Annotated in this window: 25 protein-coding genes and 1 tRNA gene; 2 read left to right on the top strand and 24 right to left on the bottom strand. The window is 68.5% G+C overall.

The features are described 5' to 3' along the window. Positions 1 to 314: 314 nt before the first annotated feature. The 3 genes from ACQPZF_RS10345 to ACQPZF_RS10335 form a co-directional block, all read right to left on the bottom strand. Entirely contained in the window at positions 315 to 740 is a 426-nt protein-coding gene (locus ACQPZF_RS10345; protein WP_433270640.1) for a single-stranded DNA-binding protein, read from the bottom strand. 45 nt (positions 741 to 785) lie between these two features. Continuing rightward, positions 786 to 1,877 (bottom strand): DUF4192 domain-containing protein, encoded by a 1,092-nt coding sequence (locus ACQPZF_RS10340; RefSeq protein WP_433270638.1) that lies wholly within the window; start codon positions 1,875 to 1,877, stop codon positions 786 to 788. A 248-nt stretch (positions 1,878 to 2,125) separates the two neighbouring features. Then, positions 2,126 to 3,214, bottom strand: a complete 1,089-nt coding sequence (locus tag ACQPZF_RS10335) for a DUF4192 domain-containing protein (RefSeq protein ID WP_433270636.1) — start codon at positions 3,212 to 3,214, stop codon at positions 2,126 to 2,128. Positions 3,215 to 3,352: 138 nt separating this feature from the next. On the opposite strand from ACQPZF_RS10335, the gene ACQPZF_RS10330 reads away from it, so the two are divergent. Further along, positions 3,353 to 3,907 (top strand): sugar O-acetyltransferase, encoded by a 555-nt coding sequence (locus ACQPZF_RS10330; RefSeq protein ID WP_433270634.1) that lies wholly within the window; start codon positions 3,353 to 3,355, stop codon positions 3,905 to 3,907. Between the two features lie 182 nt (positions 3,908 to 4,089). Here ACQPZF_RS10330 and ACQPZF_RS10325 read toward each other — a convergent pair whose 3' ends face one another. From ACQPZF_RS10325 to ACQPZF_RS10305, 5 genes are all read right to left on the bottom strand, one after another. Next, on the bottom strand, positions 4,090 to 4,953 hold the full coding sequence (locus ACQPZF_RS10325; protein ID WP_433270632.1) for a bifunctional DNA primase/polymerase: 864 nt from the start codon (positions 4,951 to 4,953) through the stop codon (positions 4,090 to 4,092). A 29-nt stretch (positions 4,954 to 4,982) separates the two neighbouring features. Continuing rightward, entirely contained in the window at positions 4,983 to 5,717 is a 735-nt protein-coding gene (locus tag ACQPZF_RS10320; protein WP_433270630.1) for a hypothetical protein, read from the bottom strand. Between the two features lie 51 nt (positions 5,718 to 5,768). Then, positions 5,769 to 6,674, bottom strand: coding sequence for a DNA-processing protein DprA (locus ACQPZF_RS10315; protein WP_433270628.1), 906 nt, complete (start codon positions 6,672 to 6,674; stop codon positions 5,769 to 5,771). 88 nt (positions 6,675 to 6,762) lie between these two features. Continuing rightward, positions 6,763 to 7,743: a DUF932 domain-containing protein gene (locus ACQPZF_RS10310; RefSeq protein ID WP_433270626.1), complete on the bottom strand. Its 981-nt coding sequence runs from the start codon at positions 7,741 to 7,743 to the stop codon at positions 6,763 to 6,765. Positions 7,744 to 7,828: 85 nt separating this feature from the next. Further along, positions 7,829 to 9,211 (bottom strand): ParB/RepB/Spo0J family partition protein, encoded by a 1,383-nt coding sequence (locus tag ACQPZF_RS10305; protein WP_433270624.1) that lies wholly within the window; start codon positions 9,209 to 9,211, stop codon positions 7,829 to 7,831. Between the two features lie 928 nt (positions 9,212 to 10,139). On the opposite strand from ACQPZF_RS10305, the gene ACQPZF_RS10300 reads away from it, so the two are divergent. Further along, entirely contained in the window at positions 10,140 to 10,373 is a 234-nt protein-coding gene (locus ACQPZF_RS10300; protein ID WP_433270622.1) for a hypothetical protein, read from the top strand. Positions 10,374 to 10,509: 136 nt separating this feature from the next. Here the strand turns inward: ACQPZF_RS10300 and cas6e are convergent, their stop codons facing one another. The 16 genes from cas6e to cmk all read right to left on the bottom strand — a co-directional run bounded on the left by cas6e (position 10,510) and on the right by cmk (position 25,853). Continuing rightward, on the bottom strand, positions 10,510 to 11,187 hold the full coding sequence (gene cas6e, locus ACQPZF_RS10295; protein WP_433270620.1) for a type I-E CRISPR-associated protein Cas6/Cse3/CasE: 678 nt from the start codon (positions 11,185 to 11,187) through the stop codon (positions 10,510 to 10,512). Next, the gene (gene cas5e, locus ACQPZF_RS10290) at positions 11,178 to 11,891 is read right to left on the bottom strand and encodes a type I-E CRISPR-associated protein Cas5/CasD (RefSeq protein ID WP_433270618.1); all 714 of its coding nucleotides are present in this window, start codon (positions 11,889 to 11,891) and stop codon (positions 11,178 to 11,180) included. The genes cas6e and cas5e overlap by 10 nt, the downstream gene beginning before the upstream one ends. Further along, positions 11,888 to 12,991 (bottom strand): type I-E CRISPR-associated protein Cas7/Cse4/CasC, encoded by a 1,104-nt coding sequence (gene cas7e, locus ACQPZF_RS10285; RefSeq protein WP_433270616.1) that lies wholly within the window; start codon positions 12,989 to 12,991, stop codon positions 11,888 to 11,890. The genes cas5e and cas7e overlap by 4 nt, the downstream gene beginning before the upstream one ends. After that, a complete protein-coding gene (gene casB, locus ACQPZF_RS10280; RefSeq protein WP_433270614.1) occupies positions 12,988 to 13,605 on the bottom strand; it encodes a type I-E CRISPR-associated protein Cse2/CasB in 618 nt (205 codons plus the stop codon). The genes cas7e and casB overlap by 4 nt, the downstream gene beginning before the upstream one ends. Continuing rightward, a complete protein-coding gene (gene casA, locus ACQPZF_RS10275) occupies positions 13,602 to 15,197 on the bottom strand; it encodes a type I-E CRISPR-associated protein Cse1/CasA (protein WP_433270612.1) in 1,596 nt (531 codons plus the stop codon). The genes casB and casA overlap by 4 nt, the downstream gene beginning before the upstream one ends. Further along, a complete protein-coding gene (locus ACQPZF_RS10270) occupies positions 15,194 to 15,556 on the bottom strand; it encodes a hypothetical protein (protein WP_433270610.1) in 363 nt (120 codons plus the stop codon). Before ACQPZF_RS10270 ends, casA begins: the two co-directional genes overlap by 4 nt. Further along, positions 15,549 to 17,912 (bottom strand): CRISPR-associated helicase Cas3', encoded by a 2,364-nt coding sequence (cas3, locus tag ACQPZF_RS10265; RefSeq protein WP_433274516.1) that lies wholly within the window; start codon positions 17,910 to 17,912, stop codon positions 15,549 to 15,551. Before cas3 ends, ACQPZF_RS10270 begins: the two co-directional genes overlap by 8 nt. Positions 17,913 to 18,351: 439 nt before the next feature. Beyond that, positions 18,352 to 19,122 (bottom strand): transposase family protein, encoded by a 771-nt coding sequence (locus ACQPZF_RS10260; RefSeq protein ID WP_433261485.1) that lies wholly within the window; start codon positions 19,120 to 19,122, stop codon positions 18,352 to 18,354. A gap of 102 nt (positions 19,123 to 19,224) precedes the next feature. Then, positions 19,225 to 19,434 carry a hypothetical protein gene (locus ACQPZF_RS10255; protein ID WP_433270608.1) on the bottom strand — a complete coding sequence of 70 codons (210 nt, stop codon included), beginning with the start codon at positions 19,432 to 19,434 and terminating at the stop codon, positions 19,225 to 19,227. 525 nt (positions 19,435 to 19,959) lie between these two features. Beyond that, positions 19,960 to 20,919, bottom strand: coding sequence for a tyrosine-type recombinase/integrase (locus tag ACQPZF_RS10250; protein ID WP_433270606.1), 960 nt, complete (start codon positions 20,917 to 20,919; stop codon positions 19,960 to 19,962). Positions 20,920 to 21,036: 117 nt separating this feature from the next. Next, a tRNA-Pro gene (locus ACQPZF_RS10245) sits at positions 21,037 to 21,110 on the bottom strand. A 177-nt stretch (positions 21,111 to 21,287) separates the two neighbouring features. Further along, the gene (locus tag ACQPZF_RS10240) at positions 21,288 to 22,400 is read right to left on the bottom strand and encodes a sensor histidine kinase (protein WP_433270604.1); all 1,113 of its coding nucleotides are present in this window, start codon (positions 22,398 to 22,400) and stop codon (positions 21,288 to 21,290) included. After that, entirely contained in the window at positions 22,394 to 23,056 is a 663-nt protein-coding gene (locus ACQPZF_RS10235) for a response regulator (RefSeq protein ID WP_433270602.1), read from the bottom strand. Before ACQPZF_RS10235 ends, ACQPZF_RS10240 begins: the two co-directional genes overlap by 7 nt. 21 nt (positions 23,057 to 23,077) lie before the next feature. Beyond that, positions 23,078 to 24,487 carry a ribosome biogenesis GTPase Der gene (gene der / locus ACQPZF_RS10230; protein ID WP_433270600.1) on the bottom strand — a complete coding sequence of 470 codons (1,410 nt, stop codon included), beginning with the start codon at positions 24,485 to 24,487 and terminating at the stop codon, positions 23,078 to 23,080. Then, positions 24,484 to 25,137 (bottom strand): lysophospholipid acyltransferase family protein, encoded by a 654-nt coding sequence (locus tag ACQPZF_RS10225; RefSeq protein ID WP_433270598.1) that lies wholly within the window; start codon positions 25,135 to 25,137, stop codon positions 24,484 to 24,486. The genes der and ACQPZF_RS10225 overlap by 4 nt, the downstream gene beginning before the upstream one ends. Beyond that, complete coding sequence (gene cmk / locus ACQPZF_RS10220; protein ID WP_433270596.1) at positions 25,134 to 25,853, bottom strand: (d)CMP kinase; 720 nt, start codon at positions 25,851 to 25,853, stop codon at positions 25,134 to 25,136. Before cmk ends, ACQPZF_RS10225 begins: the two co-directional genes overlap by 4 nt. Positions 25,854 to 25,918 lie beyond the last annotated feature (65 nt).

Genomic DNA, 25,918 nt, shown 5'->3' with positions numbered 1-25,918 from the left:
TGCGCCGCCCCTCCTGGGGTCCCCGGAGGTGAGCCGACCGACCAGGTCCGGAACACAGAAGTTCGTGGAGTGCGTATACCGACGGGCCGCTGCCCGGTGGGACCGGCTGGGGGCGGCCGGCCGGGGTGCCGGTCGCCCCCAGCTGTGCCGAGGCGGAAGCCCCGAGAGGCTAGCCGCACGCCGAAGCGGACGGTCCGTCAAGACCGCCTGGACACCGGAGCCCGGTGCCCATCAAGGCCGTATCGTTCCCTTTACACACCCGGCTCCGACGCCAGTTTAGCCGCAGGTCGGATCAAGAGGCGGTTGCCACTCGCTCACGACGAAAACTCGTCCGCGGCCGTATCCGCGGTACCTCCGCCGGATGCGGCCATTGTTCCGTTGCCGATCTTGGTGATCTTCACGGTGGCATAGCGGAGGGCGGCGCCGATCTCGTCCACCTCGAACTCCATCGTGGTGCGCTTTTCACCGTCCTTCTCGTAGGACCGCTGCCGCAGCCGCCCTTGGGCGATGACCCGTGTCCCGCGTCCGATCGATTCGGCGACGTGGTCGGCGAGTTGGTTCCAGCAGGTGCAGCGCAGGAACAGGGTGTCGGCGTCCTTCCACTCCCCCGCCTGCCGGTCGAAGGTACGCGGGGTGGAGGCGATGGTGAAGTTCGCGACCGACGCGCCCGCCTGGGTGTGCCGCAGTTCGGGGGCGGAGGTCAGGTTGCCGATGATGGTCAGTGTCGTTTCGCCGGCCATGTCACATTCTCCTTGTCCGTACGGGCATTTCGCGGTCGACCTGCGTTACTCGCTCGGGCGGTGGTGGACGGCTTCGCGCGAGGTGTCGTGCTGGTCCCCTACGGCGCGTTCGGCGATTCCCCGGATGGTCGCGGGTGGCATCCCCAAATCCATCGCTCCCCGGACCATCGAGGCCAGTCGGTGGTGGGGATGCGCGGCTTCGGCGCGGTCGAGTGCGAGGGCCGCGAGCGTCCCGTCCCCGCGGAGGTAGGCGGATATCGCCAACAGGGTCGCCGGCTCGGCACGTTCGGGTGCGGGACTCTGCCTGGTCAGCTCGGTCCACAGGCGTTCGGCGGCCGGGGCGTGCTCGCCGAGTGCGAAACCCAGGCACCGGTCACGCACCCACAGGTCGGCCAACGCGATGGACAGTTCGGCGATGTCCTGGTCGGTCAACGGCCCGGTCCGGTCGGGTACTTGTTCGACCTGCCGTCGGACCAGTTGGAAGGACTGTTCCGTTTCCGCTTGCATCGTTCCCGGGTCGGCGGAGCAAGGGTGGGCTGCGAGGGCGTCCATCAGCGCTTCGCGCCGCTTGAGGACGTCGTCGGGGTCGGGTCGCAGCGTCGCGGCCAGAGCGTCACGGTCGGCGTAGGTGACCAGTCCCCGCGCGACCGCCGCCGCGTGCATCGGGGAATTCTCCGGATCGGGCACGGTGCCGGTGCGCTCGGGAAAGCCGTAGTCGAACCAGCGCGCGCCTTCGGCGATTCTCGGCACACCGTAGACATCGACGACGCGACCGTGGCGGGCGAACGCGCCCCACAAGTGCACGGCAAACTGGTGACGCCCGCCGCGTCCGTTCCCGCCGGCGTCGTCGCCGACGAGGAACGCGATGGCGTCGACGTCGGCGTGGTGGCGCACGTCGTTGGCGACCTGTGCCGCCAGCTGCTCGTCGCGCAGGGTGGAGGTGGGCAGGTCGATTCGTTGCGTGAGGAACACGAGGTTGTCGCGGACGAGGATGAGGACGATCGAGTCGGTCGGGTAGAACCCGAGCAGGTGCGGTATCGCCGCGATCAGTTGTCCGTGGTCGGACAGGCACATCGGCCTGCCCGGCGCACTCTGGCCGGGCCGCGCGTGCCGGTCGGTGCTGCTGTCGTCGGTCATCGAGGATCACCCCTTCACGAATGGGCACGGTCGAGGACCCGACGAACTTCGGTTTTGGTTCCTCGACCGGGTGCCATTGCCGGTCGGCGCGGGCTGGGTGTTGTGCCCGCCGCCTGGGGTGCGCAGACAGGAGGGGAGGGGGGGGGCAAACGCTGTTTGTTTGCCCCACCCCCTCCCCTCCTGTAGACCCCTGGCGGGCGGCGGGCACAACACCCGACACGAACCCCTCCCCACCAACCCCGACCCGGCTACTCGCGGTCGTTCCGGTGTTTCGCCAGGAACTCCCGACGCGCTGCCTGCGCGCGTTCCGCGAGATGCCGCACGGTGGTCGCTGGCAGTCCGTTGGTTAGCAATGTCCGCAGCAGTGAGGCCAGTTTGTGGTCGGGTAGTGCGGCCTCGGCGCGGTCGAGTGCGAGTGACGCCAGTGCCCCGTTGCCCCGGAGGTAGGCCGATATCGCGAGCAGGGCGGCGGGCTCTGCGCGTTCGGGCGTAGGGGTCGCCCGGGTGAGTTCGGTCCACAACCGTTCGGCCGCGACAGCGTGCTCGCCGATCGCGAACGCGATGCACCAGTCACGCACCCGCAGGTCCACCAACGCCAACGCCAGCTCGGCGACATCCCGGTCGGTCAACGGCCCACTGCGGTCGGCCGCCCGTTGCACCTGCCCTTCGACCAGCCGGAAAACGTGCTCCACCGCCGCCGTCGACAGCGGGTCCAGATCGGGCGGGAACTGCTCGGCCGCGGCGGCGATCAGGGCCGCCCGCCGATCCAGCACGTCGTCGGCGTCGGGTTCCAGCGTCGCGGCGATCGCGTCCCGGCTCGGGCGGGTGACCAGGCCACGGGCCGTCGCCGCCACGTGCGACGGCGAGGACTCCGGGTCCGGGACGACACCGGTGTGGCCGGCGACGCCGTACTCGAACCACCGCGCACCGACCGCGATCTCGGGCACACCGTAGACGTCCACGATCACGTCCAGGCTCAACGCGAACGCCACCGCCAGGTGCGCGGCCAACGGACTGCGCGCACCCACACCGTTCCCGCCGAGATCATCCCCGACAAGGAAGGCGACCACACCCGCAGCGCCGTAGCCGCCTACCGAGGCGACGGCCTCCGCCGCCACCCGCCGGTCGCTCCCCGCGTCGGCGGGCAGGTCGAGCCGTACTGTCACCATGAGCGAATCGGTCTGCCGCACCAGAAGAATGATCGAGTCGGTCGGGTGGAACCCGAGCAAGTGCGGAATGGCCGCGAGCAGCTTCCCCGGATCGGACACCACGATCGGCGGATACGGCCCGGACCGGCAGTGCGCCGGCTCCCGCCCGGTACTGTCGTCATCGGTCATCGGTAATCGCCCTTTCGAGAGTGGTCAGAGCGCAGGAAGTGACGGATCGCTTGCACTGCAACGTGAGGGAAACACCGACTGTCCTTTACAGACTTGAGTTGGGAGCCTCTGCTGGCATCATCTGGAAGGGACAGCGACGTGGGTGAACAGAAAGATCGGATGCTGCGCGGTGACTGGTACCTTGACGAACCCGATCTGGTCGAGGAACGACGGCGCTGTTGGCGAGTACTCGACAGATTCAACGCGACCGGAGCGGACGACGACGCCGAGCGCCGCCGGATCCTGGAGCAACTGCTCGCCGAGTTCGGCCCCGGCGCTTGTGTCCTGCCACGCTTCCAGTGCAGCTACGGCTCGCTGATCAGCATCGGCGCCAACAGCTTCGTCAACAACGACGCCCTCTTCATGGACGACGCCCCGATCACGATCGGCGACGACGTCCGGATCGGCCCACGGACACAGTTGCTCACCGCGCTGCACCCCGTGGAAGACCACGAACGCCGCCGCGCCGGCTGGGAACGGCCCGCCGCGATCACGATCGGCGACAACACGTGGCTCGGCGGCGGCGTGATCGTCTGTCCGGGTGTGACCATCGGCGAGAACACGGTGATCGGCGCAGGCAGCGTGGTCACCCGGGACATACCGGACCACGTGTTCGCCGCAGGCAACCCGGCACGGATCATCCGGCGGCTCTGACTCATCCCTGCGTTTCGATCGACACACCCCGAGCCACTGCGACCTTAACCATCGACTTCGCCAGTGAGATCCGAACCAATCAGCTCGGGGCTTGTCCGGATTCACCCGACTCCGCGCTGTCGTTGCCGGGCCACCCCGTCGTATCGGCGACGCAGGGCAGCGCTTCGGATCGCTGCCCTGTTCTATGCCAGCAGTCGCGGATGTTCGCGTCCCCACGTGATGCCGTCGGTGATGGCGCGATCGCGTTCGGTGAGACTGTAGGCGCCGTCGGCCACGTGCCGGTCGGAGGCCGCGCGGAGGGCGCGGGTGATTGCCGCGTCGTCCAGGCCTGGTAGGCGTCCCATGCGGCAGGCCGCGCGCAACAGCGAGTGGCGGCGGGTTCCCGGGAGGGCCGTGTGCACTCTGCGGGTCTCGTCGGCGAGAGCGGCGCGCAGGTAGGCATCGCTGTGAGTCGCTTCCACCGTCGTTGGCGTGTCGAGGTGGGGACGGGGTGCCAACGCGTCGACAAGCCAGTCGGGCAGCGCCTGCACGGGCACGTCGTGGATGATTGCGTAGTGGCCTTGGCGGGTTCCCGCGCCAGCGGCGAGGACGTAGCCGCCGTGGGCGCGGGTGTCGATCAGCGGACCCAGGCCGGACTGCGTGTTGTGCAACCGGACACCGACGGGTGCGGCGAAGTACAGGTGCAGGCCGTTGTTGGGTGTGCGGACAGTGAACGTGCCCTCCGACACCTGCCCCGCCGCATCCTGCGAAAGCTGCGCGAAGGCGTCCTTCCCGTGCCGCACCGTGCCGGGATCGCGATGGACGATGTTCCCGTGCCGCACGGCATCGTCCAAGTCCAGCACGACCAGACCGGCCGGTCCGGTGGCCACGGCGGGGTTCGCCGTCGGCCAGCAAGTCCACCACCGGTCGATCCATTCGATGTCGGTGCTGGCTCGACGCTCCCACTCCGTGATGGCGGGACGTTTCGACCCCGGATGCGCGGGAAAGACCGGCCACCCGCGGCAGGCGGCGGCCATCGCGGCGTCCCGGAAACGATGTGTCGCCATGACGCTCCAAGTCGTCGGGCCGGCATCGGTCAGCGGCCGTGTCGGCGCAGTGCGTGCCGGACCGCGTTGATGATCGCTTGGCCGTTGCCGTACGGCGACGCACCCGGATAGAGCGGCCAGGACCACACGCAGTCGCGACCGTCGCAGAAGATGCGGATTCGTCCGTCGTCGCGTTCCTCGAGCACCAGGGGTAGCCGGTGGCGTTCGCTCGCCGGGCCGCTGGACGCGACGCCCGGCATCATCCGTTGAGCCTTTCCCCCGCCTGGCAATGAGGCCCGCCTGTGCGGACCGGGTTCCAACGCTGCGACGGCTTGTGTGCCGGGCAGGCTGACGCGGTGAATGGCGGACCGGGCGGTCTGCTGCGGCCAGTGGTCCCGTGGGTGGTCGCCGCAGAGGGCCTTGGTGAGGTTGGTTGCCACCTGCTGGACGACGTCGTCCCATGTCGCATCGTCGGCGGTCCGGTAGGACAGGTCCGCTTGCATGCAGTGCCGGCAGGGGAAATCGGGGCTGTGGGGACATCCGTTGCCCCACAGGAGGTTGCCGTCGCCGTCTTCGATGCCGTCGATCTCCACCCCGACGGGGTCGATGTGGTGGAAGGTGCTGTCGACCAGGACGATGGTGGCGTTGGGGAATCGGTCGCGCAGCAGGTATGCGGCGGTGAGCAGGCGCGCTCGGGGGGTGAGGGCATGGGCCGCCTCCCGGGCCTGGTCGGCGTGGTCGAGCAGTGCGGCGAGCGCCCCGTCCGGGATCAGCGTGATGGACATAGCGGGCAGATTCCTTCCCTGATGGGTCGAAGACAGCGGTGCGGTCACGGTTCACGCCCCGCTGGTGGGGCGGGGTGAGCCGTCGGGGACGTCGATGTGCCCGGCGGTGGTGGCGATGGTGGCCTGGCCGGTGCGCAGCAGTTCGTGGACGCCGCCGGACAAGGCGGAGGTGACCGGGCCCGGCACGCCGTAGACGGGGCGTCCGAGCGAGGAGGCGACCTGCGCGGTGAACAACGTCTTGCTGCGTTTGCCCGCCTCCACGAGCAACGTCGCCGAAGCCAACCCGGCGAGCAGCCGGTTGCGGGCGTAGAACCGTCTGCGGGCAGGTACCGTGCCGACCGGGTACTCGCCGACGACCAGTCCGCCTCGCTCGACCACGGACTCGAACAAGTAGCCGTGCTCACGGGGGAAGCGCTGGTCGATACCGCAGGGCATGACCACGACGGTGGCGCCGTCACCGGCCAGCGCGCCGCGATGCGCGCAGCCCTCGATGCCGTACGCACCTCCACCCACCACAGTCACCCCGCGACGCGCCAAATCCGCGGCGAGCTCGGCCGCCACGAACGATCCGTACTCGGTGGCCGCACGCGCGCCGGTGATCGTCACTGCCGTGCCAAGCAGTTCGGCAAGCGACGACCTGCCGCGCACCCACAGCGCCAACGGCACACCGAGATCGTGGACCGCCATCGCGTCGAACCGATCCCGCGGCCACTCCTGGTCATGCGGGGTGACCAGACGGGCCGTACCGGTGTCCAGTGCTGTGAGGTCGCGGGCGATGTCGACGTCCGGACGGACGATCTCGGCGAGAACGGCCGATGGCGCATCGCCGCTGCGGATGTGGGCCACGGCCTCGACGACACCGCACACGGCCACGTAGTCGTGCAGGGCGGGAGACGGTGGTTCCGCCGCACGAAGCAGATACAGCAGGGCACGCAACTCGGCTGATGTCAGCGACATGGTGAACTCCTGGAAGTGTCGGGATGGTTCGGTTGTGGCGCAGGCTTCTCGTTGCCAGGCGTCACACGGAGGGGCTCGCGGTGCCCGGTCATGCGGTGAGCAGGTCGAAGGCGTGCTGTTTACGGCGCAGGACCGTCGTGCTGGTCAGGACGCGTCCGGCACGGGCGGCTTCGGAGGTGGCGGGCTGGTAGTGGTCCAGGTATTCGGTGACGGCCTGGAGACCGGCCCAGCGGCTACCGCGGATGCAGGCCTGGGTGGGTGCGTCGGTCCACAGGCGCAGCAGGTGGGTGCGGCGGCGTTCGGCGTTGGCCCGGGTGCGTGGCGGGGCGTTGTGGCCGACGGGCCAGAGCGTCTCGACGAGGTCGCGGAACCCGTCGGTGGTCAGCTCGGCGTGGATCATCCGCTGCGCCTGTGCTTCGAAGGCGTCGGCGTAGTCGTACATCAACCGCAGCTTCGAACGGATGCCGGCGACGTCGATCCGGGAGTTGCGGGTGTGGCGGATCGCCACCGACGACACCGCCGTGGCGACGGCCAGGTCGAGCTGGTTGGCGCACGCGACACGGAACGGCACCAGGCCGACCCGGAAAGCGGCGGTGCCGTCGTGGGAGTTGAACGCCACCAGGTACAGATCGACCCGGTCGGTGCCGGCGACCGTCATCGTGGTCGGCAGCTTCATCGTCACGAACGTCCGCCGACCGTCGTCGATCGCCCCGGCGTGCGCCAGGCCAGGCGCGCCGGCTTCCGCGACCAGTGCGTCGAGCACACCGGCCTGGTCCTCGTTCTGCTTGACCCCGTACCCCTCGCCGACCGAACTCAGATAGCGGGTGCGACCGGTGCGCGGGTCGGTGCGCACCAACATGACCTGGTCGGGATTGTCCACGGCGGTCACCCCATCGCCGGTGATGTCCATGCCGGTCTGGCGGACCTTGCGGATGTTCCACCCGGTCAGACCGGCGGTCCTCATCGCCGACAGAGCATCACCCTGGCCGGCGACAGCGGTACCTGCCAGTTCCCACGCGCTCCTGCGCCGGGAGTACAGCGAAGTGGATGAATCAACGAGGTCGGTCATGGTCTTCTCCTTGCACAGTAGAAAAGGGTGTGACCGGACAAGGGTCCGGTCACGCCCTCGGGCGGGTGTCGTGGCTGGTGGGGGGTCAGCCGGCGCGCGGGCTCTGCGGAGCGGGTTCGGTGTCGGTGCTGCCGCCGGGGTCGGCGGTGAGATCGACCTCGACACCGACCCGGGCGTCGGCCGCGGGGTCGTTGACGAGTCGCTCCACCCAGTGCAGGCGCACGCCCCAGTCGGCCAGCGCGGCGAAGTAGCGCTTCTGCTCCTCGGTCGGGCTGCGCCAGGTCTCGGTGCCCGTGGAGGCTTCGAACGCGGCCAGCAGAACCGCAAGGCTGATCATGGTGGCCTGGTTGGCGTTGGCCTTGCGCAGCCTGTCCGCCAACGGGTGCGGCTTGCCGTACTGGGGTTCCTTCAACCCCAGCAGCGTGCACGCCAGCCGGTGCCGGCGCTCCATCGCCCGCCGCAGCTCCTGGCCACCCGCCACCAGACTGTGCGCGATGAACTGCCCCGCCAGACGCGGCGGCGTCCTACGAGCCAGCAACTCCCGAAGCTTCTTGTGCCGCGCCGTCTCCGCAGCACGCCACGCCTTGTTGTTGCGCACCACCCGGGCACGCGCAGCACTCTTCTCCCCGGTCCACGGCTCCGGCGCGGCCGACGAGCGCACACTCCACACATCGACATGGCCGTGCTTGGCCCATTCGCGACACACGTACACGGCGGTCGCAGCGCCCTCGGCGTTGTCCGTGGTGACCATCGCCGCGTGACCGGGACAGGACGCGTGCGCCGCCGGGTCGTCCATCCGGGTCCGGTTCTTGTCGCTGCGGTACAACCGATCCAACCGCTGCGTCCCCACCGGCAGCACGTCACCCACGACCGCGACACCGGACTCGCGCAGGGTGCGGCTCAGCTCCTCACGCTCCTCGCGCAGCCGGTACTCCTGCTGCCACTCGGCCAGCTCGTGGTCGAACGCCTCCGGATCGTCGGCCAACGTGGTCACCAAAGCCTGGTACACCTGCTCGTCGTCCTCGAACGCGGCAAGCTCGGCGGCGTGCGCCAGCGACAGCTGCGGGAAGTCCTTCAACGTCCGGGCGACCGCCGTGCTGCGCCGGGCCGTCAGACCCGCTTCCACCGTGGCCACGTCCACACTGAGCTCGGTCGCCACGTCCTGAGGGCTGAGCCCGAACAGCGTCATCTGCTCGAAAATCCGGATCGTGTCGGCGGTGGTGTAGCCGCTGCGCACCTCGTTGGCCACCCACTGATCCCGCAACCACGCCCACTGCTCCTCGTCCTCGGACCCGGTCACGATCGCCGGAACCACCGGATACCGGTCCACCAACGGGATCGCGATCAACGTGCGGCAATGCCCGTCCCTCACCCGATAGCCGCCGTCCTCGGCAGGGTTGACGATGATCGGGACACGGACACCGTGCGCACGGATGCTCGCGCACAACGCCGGATTCTCCACCTCCACATCCGTGATCGTCCGCGAATTCCGATCCATCACAAGCGAACGCGGATCGAGCAACTCGATACGCGCGTTCCTCCACGCCAGAGCGGTCACTGGAGATTCCCTCCCACTGGTCCCGGCCGCCGGGCCACTCCGCTCCACAGCCTCCTGACACTCGACCGAGCACCTCAGCCGATGCCGATGGCATGGCTGAAACGCGAGCGGACAAGTGCCCGAACCGGGCGGTGACTCCGGCGGTTCTGAATGCGCCCCAGCCGAAACGGTGTTGTGGTCCGTTCCGGACGGGGCTCACTCGTCCCGGGTGGCGGCGGGGACCGTGTCACACCGCACAGGCGCGGTAACGGGTTCTGCCCGACCGAAGGGAGGAACAGCAGAACCCGTTACCGCGCAGCGGTTTGACACGGGCACCGACGTCACCCAGAGTGAAGAGCCCCGCCCGGCACGGTCGATAGAACCCGCACAGCACAACGAAAGGACCAGCCATCGGCGTACCCGACAAGCACACCCGGCATCGCAGGCCATGACTGCACCACTCGCATAGGCCCGCTAATCCGTCCTGCACGCACGATCAGGCCACGATCAAGTCCGGCGCGACGGACGAGTGATCCCGGCCCAGGAAGATGTGAAAGTGAGCATTCCGCAGTTCGCACGCTCTGCCGTAGCGGCTGTTCGAACTCGACCGATCCGGGGCGTGGTCGGGGCTACGGTGTCGTCGGTAAAGACTTGTCGTGCGGTCGCGGGATATTCGGAGAACGCGACTGCCGAGCTGACCTGTGGTGCTGGCGGTGGTCACCGCGCGGACAGCGGCACCTTGCGTCCACCGCTCAATCTGCGATCGAGTTCACCGAGGTGCTCCAAAGTGCGAGCGTCGGCACGCCGTTCTCCGGTCGGTGGCACCACATTCCAGCACTCGGCTGCCGTGCGCGTATCCGTGGACGGCGGCACGCCCGTCGAGCAGGGTGCCACGAGACGGATCGAGGTGGAATTGCATTTACAGGTCACGCGTTTCCGAATCGGCGCAACTGCCGGTGCGCGCATGTGTTGCTGTAGCCCGTGGGATGGCGGCGACACACTGGCGCCGGGGCCCACGCGGCAGCGCAACCGCATTCTTGAAATCCAATTGGACCGCGATAACGGCCATGGCAGCACCATGGTGATCATGTGAAGCGGGTCAAGTTGAAGGTCGAAGGCCATGAAGCCCATCAATCTGCTGATCCCTGGTCACGCTTGAACCGTGTCGCGATGATTTGCGGTGAGTGAGCGTGGGTTGCGCAGCAGTCAGACGCCAATCCCGTTGCCTCTCAGTCGCCGTTCAGGTGTCGTGTGGCGGGGGCGAGGGTGAGTAGGCCGCAGCCGTATGCCTTGGCTCGTCCGATGCCGGTGATGAGGGCGTGAGTGAAGGCGGTGGGGTCGGTGATGACGAGGTGGCCATCGAAGCGGACGGCATCGACAGTGATCGTGGTTCCGTCTTTGCGGCCGGTCATTCTAGGGACGGGTGAGGGTGCGAGGTCGGGTTGACCGTCGCGGGCGGTGGGGATGACGAAGCCGTGTTGATTGCCTTTGCCGATCAGCCAGGTGATCTGGTCTTCGGGTTTCTGGTGGGCGACGCGGCGGGTCTTGCCCTTGAGTTCGATGGGGCGGGTGTCCTGAGTGGGGTTGGCGAGTAGCCGGAAGCCGAGTTTGCAGCCGGGAGCGACGGCGTCCAGGACTGGTTGCAGGGGGCGGACTTCGGCGGGAGCAGTGGTGTAGCCGGCAGGGAGTTTGGTCCAGTTTGGACCGGTATGGCTTTGGACGTAGGCGGTGTAGCCGACGTGGGTCGGGTCGAGCCGCCAGAGCACGCCGTGGGCTTGGCGGGCGGGGATGTCGCCGTCGGTGTTGGGGTAGGCGGACATGACGGTGCGGTGCAGGTCGTGGATGTCGGCGAAGTCGCGGCGGAACTCACGGGACCTGACGTTGAGGATGAGTTTGGTCAGGAACACGAGGTGGGTTCTCCTGTGCGGATCATGGCGTCGGTGAGGTCGGTGGTGGTGTTCAGGACGTGGCGGGTGCGGAAGGTTCGGCGGGCGATGCTGATCGGGTGGTCGTGCCGGGGGTGTGCGCCTGGTGTGGTGGGGGTGCAGTCGGTGATGGTCCGCAGGGGTGCGCGGCCGGTGTTGAGGCGTTCGGCCTTGCGCGTGTCCGGGTCGGTTTCCAGCCATGGGTGCATCGCGACCACCGTGGCGGCGGGGAGGGTGCTGAGGGCTTGGTGTGTAAGCAGGGGGCGCGCGGGGACGAAGGCGCGGCGGCCGAAGAACAGTGGCCAGTGCGGCCGGTCGACGCGCTCGTGGAGTTGTTCCAGGAGGGTGGGGTCGCCTTCGAGAACGACGAGGAATAGGGCGTCGGCAAGGTAGTAGCGTTCGCTGACCACGGTGCGATGCCCTTTTCCTTCGGTGGTCGGCACGTTCTGGGTGATGTGGTAGTCGCGTTCGAGGATGCCTTCGCGGTCGACCCGGATCGCCAGGTGCAGGGCGGCGAGCTGTTGTGTGGTCTCGTCGTCGTCGCGAGGGGCGCCGAGTGCGGCGGCGAGCAGGCCGACGACGCCGGATTTGGTGGGTTCACGGGTCGTGTCGCGGATGATGCCGCGGGAGCGGGTACCCCAGGATTGCAGTGGCGCGTCGAAGCACAGGGCCAGTGATGTGGTCATGCGGTCGCCGCGGTCAGCAGTCGGCCGGTGAAGTCGTCGATGCCGGTGACGACTTCGTCGTCCGGGAGGTGCTGGAGGCTGCCGGCGACGCTGGCGCCGACGACGGTGCGCAGGCCGATGCTGCCGTAGAAGTCGCGCAACCGGGCGAAGTGATGAGTGAGCCGGTCGGTGGAGGAAGCCATGAAATCGTTGTCGGTGACCGGTTTCTGGAACGCGTTGGCCAGGTTCCATGCGCCGGTGTCGCGGACGACGCCCAGCAGGGTATCAGGCATGGTGCGGGCGGCGGTGGAGTTCTGCTTGCCACCGGGGACGGCGTGGACGAACGCGTGCAGCCATGCCTTGACGCCGCGGGCGGCCAGTTCGGTGTCGTCGCCCAGATTGTGGGCGAGTTGGCTGAGGTCGACATTGGCGTAGCGGTAGTAGCAGGCGGAGTTGAAGTCGACGGTACCGATCATGTCGGCCCCGGAGTCCTCGGTGGGCTTGAGGTCGTCGACAGCGGTGTAGAAGTCGAATTCGTTGGCCACCGCGTGCGTGGAGAGGGCGTGCGCGACCTGAGAGGCGGCGTCGACGTTGAAGTCCTTGTTGTCGGCGATCATCCGCCCGAACAGGGCCACGTCGACCGCGCGACTGCCGTCGAGGATGCGTTTGGCCTCGGCGGAGACAGCCTTGTCAGGCTTGGCTTTCGTGCCCTTCTTCTCGATCTCCGCCAGCGCGGTCCAGTTGGTCTGGCAGTACTCGGCGAGGTGGTCGATCGATGACCGTCCGACGAACAGCAGGTACTGGGTCAGGCCTTTGGCGTCGACGCCGAACCCGAGGTGGCCCAGCGCGGCGATCACGATCTCCCGTGCTTCCTTCTCGTCGCGCCCTTCGGCGACAAGCCGCTCGGTGGTGCTGTCGACCAGGCGCTTGGTCCGCACGCCGGTCTCGCTGACGTCGAGGCCGTGGTCCTGGAACAGCAACCGGGCGGCGCGCTTGAGCGACTGGCTGGAGATCCTGGCACGGGTGTGACCGCCGAAGGTCGCGGTCTTGGGCTGGCCGACGTCATCGCGGTTGAGGTTACTGACGGGGAAGGACTGCAATAGGTGCAGTTCGAGGATCACGATACTTCTCCGGATTCGAGTGCGGATTCGTCGTCGGTGTCGGCTGCCGGATCGCCGGGTCGGCCGTTGGCGAGTGGGACGTGGTACTCCCGTGCCCAGTCCAGGCGGATCCGGTGGGCCCGGTCGCCGCGGTGGTCGTCCCCGAGCAGGACGACCAAGTCGTCCAGCAGCTGGTGGTGGTCGACGGGGATGTCGTGCGAGGCGAGTAGGCGGATGGCCTGGCGCAGGTGGTGGGACAGGGCGTCGGGGTCGCGCGCGAGCAGCTGGGTGAAGCGGCGGTCTGCATTGGAGCCGGTCTTGGCCCTCAACTCCCCCATCGACGCGCCGAAGGTGCGGCGGCCTTTCCTGCTGCGCGGTGGCTGCGGATTGAGTGCGAACAGCCCGGCCACCAGCAACCAGGCGTCCTGTTCGGCCTGCGGCGGGTCGTAAGGGAAAACGTACTCGAAGGCGTCGGCCTGCTGGCGGGCGCCGGAGAACATGCGGCGCATCCGCGCCAAGGCCTGCCGGCACTCGCCGGCGTGCTTGGTGTTCTTCGATCGGGTGCCGCGTTCACGAGCGTAGAGGCTGTCCACGAACGCCCGGCGGCGGTCGGGCAGGGACATCGGCTCGGTCATTCCTCCTCCCGGGGGATGTAGTTGCGCACCTCGTGGTCGAAGGTGCGGACCAGCGTGGCCAGGCGGGTGAGGAACCTGTCGAAGTACTTCGCCATCACCACCAAGTCGTTGACGTCGGTCCGGCCGCTTCGCGCCCAGCGTTCGCCGGCGCGCTGCGCGGTGCGGCGTACGTGACGGGACCAGGCGGTGACCACGGCCGTGGAGGCCGCGCCCGTGGGCCAGCACTCGCCAAGGTCGGTGAGCAGCGTCGCGAAGGCGGAATCGAGTTTCGGCCAGTAGTCCAGGTCCAGGGTGCTGGACGGGGCGGCGCGCTTGTCCTTGCGGTAGTCGCGCTCCATGTGTCGCAGCGCCGCTCCGGCGTTGTCCGCCAACGCGATCGCCGTGCCGATCAGCGCGCCCAACACCGGGTCGTCGACGCGCAACAACGGGACCGGCGCGGGAACCTGGTCCTCCAGATACGCCTCGACCACGGAGCCCTTGTCGTCCAATTGTTGGCCGAACACCCGCAGCGTGTACACCGCCTTGGCAGGGATGTAGCCGTCGGCGACCCGGTCGGGGATCGCGTGCAGCGTCCTGGGGCGAAGCCTGGACCTGTTCTCCTCGCGCCGGTCGGACAGCAGTAGCTCGACGCTGTGCCGCCACACGCCCCGCACCGGGTGTAGGCGCACCGCGAACAGTGGCTTGTCGCGCAGTGGTTTGCCGTTGCTGCCCACCGGCTGACGGAATGCCGCCATCTTCTCGTCGTCGGGCTGCGAGCCGCCGTACCGGTCGCCTGGGGTGAGCACGACACCATCGACCACCTGCTGACCGTCGACCTCGCGGTGTGACAGCAGGATGCGGCGCGAAGGCCAGGTAAGCAGATCTGTCCACCCGCGCGCGGGACGCTGTTTCGGATCACCCTCCGGGACCGCGTCGTCCTCCCACACCGGACGATCGTCGATCTTCGTCCCGTGAGGACGCTCCAGCTCCGGCCGATAGCCCAGCGCGTTGAGCAGCAAGGTTTCCTTCAGCGTCGCACCTTCCAGGAGCACTACGCCCATCGTGTTGCACGGTGCCTTCTGCGAGGATTTGTCCTTGATGAACGGCGTCTTCATCCCGCCCGGGTCGAACGCCTGCGTGGTGATCAACCACCGGGCGGCTTCCGCCGGGTGCATGGTCACCTGATCCGACGCCGTGGTGTGGTCGAACAGGGTGACCTTGTTGCCTACAGCACGATGCGCGACGAGCTTGTACGAGGTGCTCGGCGAGAGCCTGGCCAACGCCGCGCACTGAAAGAACGGCCGCTGTGGATCGAACAGGTCGAACCGGGACCTCTTGTCCGCGAAATAGTGGCGCAACGGCTCCTCAGGGAACTCCTTGGCCGTCCACAAGGCTCCCCACGCCTCCTCGCTCGGCGGACCGTACCCACGGTGCAGCAGCGCCAACACCAAGCGGTACAACGCGGCGGTCATCGGCGGAGTCTCCCCCACAATGCGCAGCAGTCCGTGCGCTCGCGTGAGAACCTGCTCCAAGCCGATTTCGTCGGCGTCCCCGTGCTCGTCGAGCACCGGAATCCACCGCTCGGTGAGCAGATCGAACACCGGCCCGGTCACAGGTCGTCATCGGTGTACACACCGAACTCCTCGTCGTAGTGCAGCATCTGGTCACCCACACGGCAGTGCCCGCCGTCGAAAACCAGCGCGCGATGGTGACGCAGCCACGGCTGGGCCGCGAACGCCACCGGCACTGCCAGTGCTTGCACGGCACGCACCACGACGTCCGTGACACCCTCCGGTGCCGACAACCCCGTGGCGTGCTCCAGCAGTCTCGCCACCGCTGCGGATGAGAGGCGCCCGTCGTCCAAGTCGACCGGCTCGTTCCCGGACACGGTGGTCAGCACACCCGAGGACCGGTCGCGTCGAAGCAGGACGACGGCAACCGAGGCGCTCAGCGGTTCGGGATGGTCAGTCACGCCGCTTCCTCCCTGCCCGAAGGTTCCTGACGTACTTGGGAATGTCGGTCAGCTCGTTCAACCGCTCGACCGCCATCGGCATGGGCGCATACCAGTGGTGTGCCTGGTCCTTCTGCGCTTCGATCGCCCTCCGGTGGGTCCGAGCCGACGCCTGCCACGACGCCTTCCACTCCTCCGGGCACACGATCGCCTCGTCCACCCCGTACACGGCGTCGACCAAGCCGGACACCTCATCCGGACATTCGATTGTCTGTTTGTCGCGCAGCATTGCCCACGTGCGCATCAGGAGGTAGGTGGAGTACACCGAGTGCAGGTACCGGGGGAAGGTCGGCCCGGTCGGCGTGTCGGTCACTCCGGTGACTCCCAGCACCAGCTCGCCGCGACCGTCGCGGCGGTGCCGATGGACCCGACCAGCACGTTGGATCAGTAGGTCTATCGGGGCGAGGTCGGTCAACATGGCGTCGAAGTCCAAGTCCAGGCTCTGCTCCAAGACCTGGGTGCCGATGACGATCGCGTGCCGACGCTTGCCCTGCCTGCCGAACCAGCACCGAAGCTGCGCCTCGGTCCTGCGGCGGACGGCAGTGGTCAACTCACCGTGGAGAAGAACAACCTTCGGTTGCTCGTGCGGCGGCAAGTCTTCGACCGCGTCACGGACCGCCTCGAACGTGGCCTTCGCGCGGGACTTCAGGTTGTGCACCACGGCCGCAGCACGTCCGCCGCGCGCACGGTCGATCAACCAGCCGACGACCTTCTCGTCCGAGACGACCTTGTCCAATACCACCTTCCGACCGGAGTTCAGCTCCGACACACCCACGGGCACGGTCCTGGCCGGCTCCCGTCCCGCGACGGTAACCCGCGGGTAGGAAGCATCGCCCTCCACCGCCGGGACAGCCGAGGGAGGACATCCGAGGACACCGGCCTGCCATGCGGTGACCAGCTCAAGGTGTCGACGGGACGGCAACGTGGCGGACAGCAGCACCACCGACGTCCCCAACCACCCCAGCCACATCAGCAACCTGTCCAGCAACGCCGACATCTGGGTGTCGTAGGCGTGCACCTCGTCGAACACCACGACTTTGCTCGACAACGCGGTCAACCGCACGAACAGATGCCCGGACCGCACCACCGACTTCGCCGCCTGATCAACAGTTCCCACACCCAGACTGGCCAACAGGCTCCGCTTCCGCGTGAACCACTCGCGCGCGGCGACCTCGGAATCCTCCCGATCGTCCCGCCCCACGTCCGACGGCTCGACCGCACGCTCCTCCAGGAACGCCTTGGCATCGGAGTGGATCAGCTTCACTGCGGACGGATCGTCCACGTGCTTCAGCAGCCGCTCGAACTCATCGAGGAACTGGTGGCTGGTGGCCTTCGTGGGCATCGCCACGTACACCCCGGTTAACCGCGACTCGCCGACAAGCGTCGCGGCCGCCTGCAACGCCACGTTCGTCTTGCCCTCACCCGTCGGTGCCTCGACCACCAGCATCGTCGGCCCGGTCCGGCCCGCCACCAGCGACCTCGCAGTCACCTGCACCGGTCTCAGCTCGGTCAGATCGGGGAACAACGCGCCAAACGAGGTGTCGGACGGTGCGGTCCATGCCCGCAGCCCGGCCTTCTTCAGGGCACCTCGCGCGCGATCACGCGCCTGCGCGACGTAGTCGACCAGATCGAACGGCCCTTCGGGTGACGTGTAGTTCGTCGTGTCGGACGCGATCCAGTCACTGACTGTCGTCAACGCCGCCAACGCTACCGCCGCCCGGACCCCGACACGGACACCTGCCCACCGCGCCGACTCCGGCTCCTCCAGCCCGAATGCCCGAACCAGGTCCAAGACCATGCCGTCGCGCCACCCGGCCCACCGCACACCCCCGTGATCGTTGACCTCCGTCGCCGCTTGGTCCACTTCACCACCGGCCGGGTAATAGCCGTGATGACCACCCAAGGCCGCCGCGACCACCACCGCGTGCGACCTCGGCATCCCCCAACGCGTCAGCATGTCGCGAACATGCAACGCGGTCACGGTTCCATGCGGCGTATCCACCCGCGGCACGCCCTTCGGCCGCTCCAAATACGCCACATCCGCAGCCGCCTCACCACCCAGCCGCTCCGCGACGAGATCAGCCCGCAGCGCCTGGAAGCCCGGTCCGTACTTCCCTAAATCGTGCAGGCCACACAGCACAGCGACCCAGCCGTCGGGATCACCCAACGCCGCAAACGCCCCACGCAACTCCGCCAGGCACGACGGCCCCAACAGCACCGGCATCAGCAGCTCAGCGACGGCAGCCGTGTCAACAACATGACACACCAACGGATGCGGAGGCCGCGTTCCCGACGCTTTCCCCCAAGCACCCCACACAGGAGGCGACCCCACAACGACTCACCTACCGAATTCGCGGCCAACTCACACCGTTCACAAGGTGCAACATATAAGCAGATCGCGTACCGGGTACCTACCCAACCCTTGTTCGCCGTCCCAGACAGGTCGAGATTCACCCGAACGCCGTAATCAGCTAATCCATAGATCAGTTGAACTGACAAGTAGGCCACCTCGCTTCATTGCTGGCCATCCGCAAGATTGCGCAACAGATCCACAGCGGTGGGGAACGGCCCATGCATGGTGCCCTCATCGCATCAATCGCACAGCTAGTGGACCGCAGGACGAACGCTACTCATCCCCGCGTCTTCACCGCCACGAGAGATCCGCGACGTACTAACGACTCGCACCAGGCTGGAACCGTCGAGAGCGGGCTGTCGCCGCCGAGGCTCACGACAGCCCGCTCGACCAGGAGCCTTATTCATAATGGCTGCCATCCGAGTCGGTAGAATTCCAGGGCGGTGATGACGCGGATGATGGTGGGGAGTTCCGCGAGGCGGCCTCGGTAGCCGGTTTTGAGTATCTTCCAGTTTTTGAGGTGGGCGATGGCGCGTTCGACGGGGGCGCGGAGGGCGGATATCTCGCGGTTGCATTCGAGGTCGCCGGGTGAGTGTTCGCCGCCGCCGTAGTTGCGGCGGCGGGGTGTGACGACGGTGGTGCCGCGGTAGGCGAGGTCGCCGATGGCGTCGGTGAGGTGGGTTTCCCAGCCGGTGTGGGCCAGGGCGGTGCGGTCGTGCAGCGAGCCGCGTTGCGGCGGGGACACCGCCAGGAGGGTTCCGCCGAGGTCGGCGAGGACCTGGACGTTGACGCCGACCCTGCGGTGTTTGCCGGAGAAGTGGTCCTGGCGGCCGGCGCGGTCGCCGATCGGAATCAGGGTGCCGTCGACCAGTACGGCCCGGCCGCGCAGGATCTCGGGGACGGGCGGGATGTGCAGGCACAGGGCCTGGCCCACCAGTGGAGTGAGTCTGCGGTGGATGCGGGAGACCGTCGGTTGGCTGACCCCCACCAGGTCGGCCAGGGTGGCCTGGTCGAGATTGGACCGCAGCAGGATCAGGGTGACCACGACCGACCGGTACAGGCCGAGTGCGGGAGGCCGTCCCCGTCGTCGTTCCGGCGGCAGGATCTGTCGGATCCTGGCGACCAACTCCTGGATCTGGTCCGGGTCGAGCCCGGTAGTAGACTCGTAGTGCAACAGCCCCGCCGTGGATCGGTTTCCGTGAGAAGAAGCGATCCTAACCGGTCGGGGCTGTTGTCTATTCCACGGGTGGGCAACACTTTTGAATAAGGCTCCAGGTCATCCGACGAACTGATCCAGGAACTTCACGGCCCCCATGAAGGCGAGCACGAAGGCGGAGATCATGGCGATACCTACGGTAGCGAAACCGATCAACTGCCCATCGACTTCCCTCGTTGAGATCCACACAGTGAACCCGGCTGCCACCGCGATCGGGGCGGCAAGCAGCACCGCCCCCATGAAGATGAGGAACGAACGCCCCTCCACCAAGCCTCTAGCCCTAGGTGGCGCGCCAGACCCGCGCATCTCCTCAGACCCACCACGTCCTGCACCCTGCCCAGGTAACATGCACCTGCTTCCTCTCACTGGAGTCCCATCCCGAAGGAAGAAGAACGGCCCTTCCGCTGCAACGGAAGGGCTCGTTCGCTTTCACGACCTCGGCCCATTCCCGAGGGCGTCGACGCCGCCGACGCCCGACCCCCGCTCGCGCGGGGAACAACCCAGTCAGGACGCAAGGTATGCGTGCCGGCCCGGACCACCCCTTCTCCTTCAGGGAACCACCGCGACCGTCACGAACCAGAGAGTTCTCTAGGTAGGCGTGTCGGCCGTTGGTCATGCAACAGCGTAGCGCACACCACTACTGATCCGGTTGGCGATACGCGCAGGGCAGGCTTCACCTCGGAACAGATCCCGAGCCGACCATCACTCACAATTCCACGTCGTTCTGAAAGACGCCGGTCACTCCATTAGGACGTCGCCGGAGCGGAACCTCAGCCTCTTTGACACAGTCCCCGGCTACACCTGTTCGCCGATGCCCATGCGGAGTTGGGTTTCCTGGGCTCGTTCGGCCGCGGCGCTGGCTCCGTAGTGGCGGGGCATGTCCTCCGAGGCCCAGCCGAGTAGGAGCATCAGGTCGCCGGTGTCGCCGCCGGCGCGTTTCCACTCGTGGGCGAAGTTGTGCCGCCAGCGGTGGGCGTGGACGCCGGTCAGGCCGGCGGCCAGGCCGCGGCGTTTGAGCATGATCTTCACGCCGTTGGGGGCCAGGCGACGGATGCCGCGTTCGGCCAGCCACAGGTCCGGGAGGTCGGCGGCTTTGTGTTTGGCGCGGGCGCGGAGGTAGCGGGACAGGGCGCGGGCGGTTTTCGGGCCGAAGCGGACGCGGCGGTCCTTGTCGCCTTTGCCGCGGTAGCGGACCGATTCGGTGTCCAGATCGACGTCGGTCAGCGTGAGGTTGCCGACTTCGGACAGGCGGGCACCGGTGTTGTAGTAGAGACGAATCAGGGCCTCGTCGCGCAGCGCGACGAAATCCTTGCCCTTGCAGGTTCCGAGGACTTTTTTCGTGTCGTCGTCGCGGATGACGGGGATGAGTTTCTTCGTGGTCTTGGGTTGTTTGACGCGGTCCATCGGGGAGCGGTCGATGTCCTCCTCGTCGTCGCGCAGCCAACGGAAGAATTGTTGGAGGCCCTTGTGCTTGTTCAGGGCGGTGGCGCCCGAACGGGTCTCGATCATCCACGCCTGGAAGTGTTCGACGTGGGCGCGGGTGACCTCGCACGGGTCCTCGGCCGCCTCGTCGGCGTCGGGGTCCGGGGAGTGCTCGGACAGGTACCGGGCGAGCTGGGCCGCCGCGAGGAGGTAGTTGTAGCGGGTGGTCTCCGGGTGTCCTGCCGACCGCAGGGTCCGATCCCAGTCTCGTAGGTAGCCCGACCAGGTCGTCGACAGGCCGGTGGTGATCTTGTCCAGGTCCAGCAGGGGCATCGCGGAAACTCCCCGAGTCAAGGTGTCGCTGAGCGGCGTGCTTGACCCGTCCGAACATCCCAAGATCACAAAAAGAGGGCCCTCGCAGTGTCTGACCTGCGAAGACCCTCTCGGCCGTCGGGACGACAGGATTTGAACCTGCGACCCCTTGACCCCCAGTCAAGTGCGCTACCAAACTGCGCCACGTCCCGGCCGCATCCCGTTGTGGGGTGCGCGGCTAGCTTAGCGCACCCACAACGGGCCCCCGACACGGCCCCCCGTGTGGTCGATCGCCTGGGGTTGCGGGAAGGTGGCGGAGGTCCACCTTGGTGGGCCTCCGCGTTCCCCTCGGTCGACTTGCCGCTCCCCCGAGCATCGACGCCTTGTCACTATGCGTTCGTCGGGTTTCGGGCACTACCGCCTAAAGTCGAGTCACCTTTGTCAACTTTCGGCGCACCGGAGGGTAGGTCGGCTTCCAGTTCCCAGCTACCGTCCGCCCGCGGGGTGGTTTTGAGGGTTCCTCCTACCAGGCGTACGCGTTCCGAGAGGCCGTGTAGGCCCGTGCCGCCGGGTTCCGTTGTCGGTGGGTGCATCGGGCGGCCGTTCACCACCGAGATCCGCACGTTTTCATCCACTTTGGACAGTCGCACTTGGACGGCTGCGCCCGGTGCGTGTTTTGTCACGTTGGTCAGGGCTTCCTGCACTACTCGGAACGCCGCTCGGCTGATGGAGGGCGGCAGTTCCTTCACCTTGTCGTCCAGGCGGATGGTCAGGCCTGCGGCTCTCGCTCTGGCCACCAGTTCCGGGATGTCCTCGTGGCCTTGCGTCGGTTCCGTGTTGAGCAGGCCCAGGGCTGCTCTCATCTCCGCCAGCGCGTCCTTCGCCAGCGCGCGCAGGCGGTGCGCCGTGGCTTGGACTTGGGGTGAGTCGCTGGTCGTTGCCAGGGCCGCCGACTCGACCGCGATCAACGTTGCGTGGTGGCCTACCGCGTCGTGGATCTCGCGGGCTATTCGGGCTCGTTCCGATGCCCTTGCACTCGCTTCCCTGGCTTCCAGTTCCGCTTCGCGCGCCCTGGAGGCTTCCGCCAGTGTCTCGGTCAACTGCTGCCTTGTCGCGATCAACGCGCCCAGGGCCGTCGGCGCGCCGGACATGAAGAGGCTGAACGAGTACGTCAGCAGGATTCCGCCCACCGTCAACTGCTGGGTCACGACCACCAGCGTCGCCGGGAACGCCGTGGTGAGGAACACCGAGATGATCATCAGCCGCACGGACGACGTGCGGCCCACCCGGTAGAGCGCCACCACCGCCGGGGGCCAGCCCAGGCCGCCGGCCAGCGCCGGTAGGCACGCCACCACCACCGGCCACGGCCACCACCTGCGCAGTGGGAGCACGGCGCAGGCGGCTAAAGCCGTCGGGATGGACCACGTGTACGGCACGCCGTCGGCCAGCAGCACCATCGCGGCCGGGATCGTGACGGCCAGCACCTCCAGCACGATCACCACGTGCCGCCCACCTGGTGTGCCACCAAGGCCGCCTGCACTCGGTTCTCCACGCCCAGTTTCGTCAGCACGGTGGACACGTAACTCTTCACCGTCGCCTCGCTCAAGCCCAGGCCCGCCGCGATGGTGCTGTTCGACTCGCCGTTCGCGATCCGCGCCAGGACCTGCTTCTCCCTCGCGCTCAGCGTGTGGAGCTGCGGGTTCGCCCGGAAGCGGCCTGCCTCGCGCAGTCTGGGCAGCAGGCGCGCGGTGATCCGGGGGTCCATGACGGCACCGCCGGCGGCCAGGTCCACGACGGCCCTGACCAGGGCTTCCGGTTCAGCGTCCTTGAGCAGGAAGCCCTGCGCGCCCAGTTCCAGCGCCGTCGCCACGTAGTCGTCCAGGTCGAACGTCGTCAGCACCGCCACGGCGGGCGGGTCGGTCCACGCCAGCAGCGCGCGCAGCGCCGACAAACCGTCCATGCCCGGCATCTGGACGTCGACCAGCGCCACGTCCGGCCGGTGTCGGCGCACGGCGTCCAGCAGGCCCGCTCCGTCGGCCGCTTCGGCGACGACCCGCACGCGGCCGTCCGCTTCCAGCAGCACCCGCAGCCCCCGCCGCAGCAGCGCCTCGTCGTCCGCGAGGACCAATCGCACCGGCACGACGACAGGCAACCCCATTCCGCCTGTCGGGGCAACCGATCACTTCTTCGGGCGCTTCTCCCTCACCCGCACCGAGATCCGCACCGGGCTGCCCTCGAAGCCGAACTCCTCGCGCAGCCTGCGCTCGATGAACCGCCGGTAGCCCGCCTCCAGGAAACCGGTCGTGAACAGCACGAACGTCGGCGGCCGGGTGCTCGCCTGGGTCGCGAACAGCACCTTGGGCTGCTTGCCGCCGCGCACCGGCGGCGGGGTGGCCTGGATCAGGTCGGTCAGCCACGAGTTCAGCCGTCCGGTGGGCACCCGGGTGTCCCACGACGCCAGCGCGGTCCGCAGCGCGGGCGCCAGCTTGCGGACCGCGCGGCCGGTCAGCGCGGAGATGTTGACCCGCTCCGCCCACGGCACGCGCACCAGGCCGCGTTCCAGCTCACGCACCATGGCGTGCCGCCGGTCCTCGTCCACCAGGTCCCACTTGTTGAACGCCAGCACGCACGCCCGGCCCGAGTCGACGACCATCGTCAGCACCCGCAGGTCCTGCTCGCTGATCGGCTCGGACGCGTCCAGCAGCACGATCGCCACCTCGGCGGACTCGATCGCGGCCTTGGTGCGCAGTGACGCGTAGTACTCGGCGCCGGACGCGAAGTTCACCCGCTTGCGCAGGCCGGCGGTGTCCACGAACCGCCACAGCTCGTCGTCCAGCTCCACCAGCGAGTCGACGGGGTCCACGGTGGTGCCGGCGACCGCGTCCACGACCGAGCGCTCTTCCCCGGTCAGCCGGTTGAGCAGCGACGACTTGCCGACGTTCGGCCGGCCGACCAGGGCGACCCGCCGGGGGCCGCCGGCCGACGCGCCGAACGTGTCGCGCGGCGTCTCGGGCAGCGCCTCCAGGATCTTGTCGAGCATGTCGCCGGACCCGCGCCCGTGCAGTCCGCTGACCGGGATCGGCTCGCCCAGCCCCAGCGACCACAGCGACGCGACCTCGGACATCAGCCGCTCGTCGTCCACCTTGTTCGCCACCAGCAGCACGGGCCGCTTGGAGCGCCGCAGCACCTTCACGGCGGCCTCGTCGGTGGTGGTCGCGCCGACCGCCGCGTCGACCACGAACACGATCGCGTCGGCGGTGGCCATCGCCAATTCGGCCTGCGCCGCGACGGACGCCATCATGCCGGTCGCGTCGGGCTCCCAGCCGCCGGTGTCCACCACGGTGAACTTGCGACCACTCCACAGCGCGTCGTACGCCACCCGGTCGCGGGTCACGCCCGGCACGTCCTGCACGACCGCCTCGCGGCGGCCGATGATGCGGTTGACCAGCGTCGACTTGCCCACGTTCGGCCGGCCGACCACGGCCAGCACCGGCTGCGGGACGGCCGCGCCCTCGTCACCGTCGATCGACTCGTCGTCGATGGCCGCCCAGTCGGACTCGTCCGCCCAGGTGCCGTCCAAGTCCGTCATCCTGCTTCTCCACTCACGCTTCGTCTGCTGTCGAGCTCGGCCACCAGCGTGGCCAAGCGGTCGCGGACCTGCTCGGTCGCCTTCTCCAGCGCCTGCCGACCCTTGTCGGCGGGCAGCTCGAACGGCGCGCCCACCAGCACGTCCACCACGGGCCGGAACCGGCGGCCGGACCCCGGCGGGCGCAGGGTGCCCCGGCACGCGACCGGCACCACCACCGCGCCGGTCGACCGGGCCAGCCACGCCGCGCCCTGCTGCGCCTGCGCCACGTCGCCCGAGCCGCGGGTGCCCTCCGGGAACACGCCGACGACCCCGCCGGCCCGCAGCACCCGCTGGGCCGCGAGCAGCGGCTCCCGGTCGGGCACGCCGCGCCGGACGGCGAGCTGGCCGATCCGCCGCAGGCCCCACCCGGCGGCGCCGCGGAACATCTCCTGCTTGATCAAGAAGACCACACGGCGGGGCAGGGCACCCAACAGGACGGGTCCGTCCACCATCGAGCTGTGGTTCGCGACCACCACGACCGGGCCGGTCGACGGCAGATTCGACCGCCCCGACACCCGCACCCGGAACGCCCACGAGAACGGCCCGCGCGCGATCCACCGGCCGAAGTCCATCAGCCACGGCAGGGTGCCCGGAGGCAACTGCTCGCTCACCCACCCACCGCCACGACGCGCAGCCCGCGCCGTTCCACCAGGTCCACCAGCGCCGCCAGCGTGCCCGCGAGGTCGAGCGACGTGGTGTCCAGCTCGACGGCGTCCTCGGCGGGCCGCAGCGGCGACACCGCGCGCGACGAGTCGTAGGCGTCCCGCCGCCGCACGTCCGCCAGCGTCGCGTCCACCGTGGACGCGCGCCCGGAAGCGTTGTCCTGCCTGGCGCGCCGCTGCGCGCGGGCCTGCGCGTCGGCCGTCAGGTACACCTTCAGCTCGGCGTCCGGCGCGACGACGGTGCCGATGTCGCGGCCTTCCACGACGATCCCGCCCGCGTCCGCCAACGCCGCGGCGATGATCGCGCGCTGCTGCGCCACCAGCAGCTCGCGCACCTGCGGCACGGCCGACACCGGCGACACCGCGAGCGTCACCTCGGGGCCCCGGATCTCCGCGCCGACGTCCGCGCCGTCCAGCGTGGTGGTCGACCGGTCCGGCTCGGAGCCCTGCTCCAGGCGGACGGCGCGGGCGACCTCGGTGACGTGCTCGGCGTCCGCCGGGTCGACGCCCGCGCGCAGCACGGCCAGCGTGATCGCCCGGTACATCGCGCCCGTGTCCAGGTAGCGCGCGCCGAGCGTGGCCGCCAGCCTGCGCGCGACGGAGGACTTGCCGGTGCCGGACGGCCCGTCGAGGGCCACCACGCCACGCAGCTCACCGTGTCCCACCGGGGTTTCCTCCTCAACGCGACCAGACCGTCAACCTCCTATTGTGCCTGGTGCGGCCCATCACA

The organism is Actinosynnema sp. CS-041913, assembly GCF_050942485.1.
Classification (GTDB): domain Bacteria; phylum Actinomycetota; class Actinomycetes; order Mycobacteriales; family Pseudonocardiaceae; genus Actinosynnema.
This window is presented reverse-complemented; position numbering and strand designations above follow the sequence as displayed.

Bases quoted from the DNA above. Each gene is read 5' to 3' on its own strand.
- ACQPZF_RS10345 (WP_433270640.1), bottom strand. From the start codon at position 740: ATGGCCGGCGAAACGACACTGACCATCATCGGCAACCTGACCTCCGCC.
- ACQPZF_RS10340 (WP_433270638.1), bottom strand. From the start codon at position 1,877: ATGACCGACGACAGCAGCACCGACCGGCACGCGCGGCCCGGCCAGAGT.
- ACQPZF_RS10335 (WP_433270636.1), bottom strand. From the start codon at position 3,214: ATGACCGATGACGACAGTACCGGGCGGGAGCCGGCGCACTGCCGGTCC.
- ACQPZF_RS10325 (WP_433270632.1), bottom strand. From the start codon at position 4,953: ATGGCGACACATCGTTTCCGGGACGCCGCGATGGCCGCCGCCTGCCGC.
- ACQPZF_RS10320 (WP_433270630.1), bottom strand. From the start codon at position 5,717: ATGTCCATCACGCTGATCCCGGACGGGGCGCTCGCCGCACTGCTCGAC.
- ACQPZF_RS10315 (WP_433270628.1), bottom strand. From the start codon at position 6,674: ATGTCGCTGACATCAGCCGAGTTGCGTGCCCTGCTGTATCTGCTTCGT.
- ACQPZF_RS10310 (WP_433270626.1), bottom strand. From the start codon at position 7,743: ATGACCGACCTCGTTGATTCATCCACTTCGCTGTACTCCCGGCGCAGG.
- cas5e (WP_433270618.1), bottom strand. From the start codon at position 11,891: ATGACCACATCACTGGCCCTGTGCTTCGACGCGCCACTGCAATCCTGG.
- casB (WP_433270614.1), bottom strand. From the start codon at position 13,605: ATGACCGAGCCGATGTCCCTGCCCGACCGCCGCCGGGCGTTCGTGGAC.
- ACQPZF_RS10250 (WP_433270606.1), bottom strand. From the start codon at position 20,919: ATGCCCCTGCTGGACCTGGACAAGATCACCACCGGCCTGTCGACGACC.
- ACQPZF_RS10235 (WP_433270602.1), bottom strand. From the start codon at position 23,056: ATGGGGTTGCCTGTCGTCGTGCCGGTGCGATTGGTCCTCGCGGACGAC.
- der (WP_433270600.1), bottom strand. From the start codon at position 24,487: ATGACGGACTTGGACGGCACCTGGGCGGACGAGTCCGACTGGGCGGCC.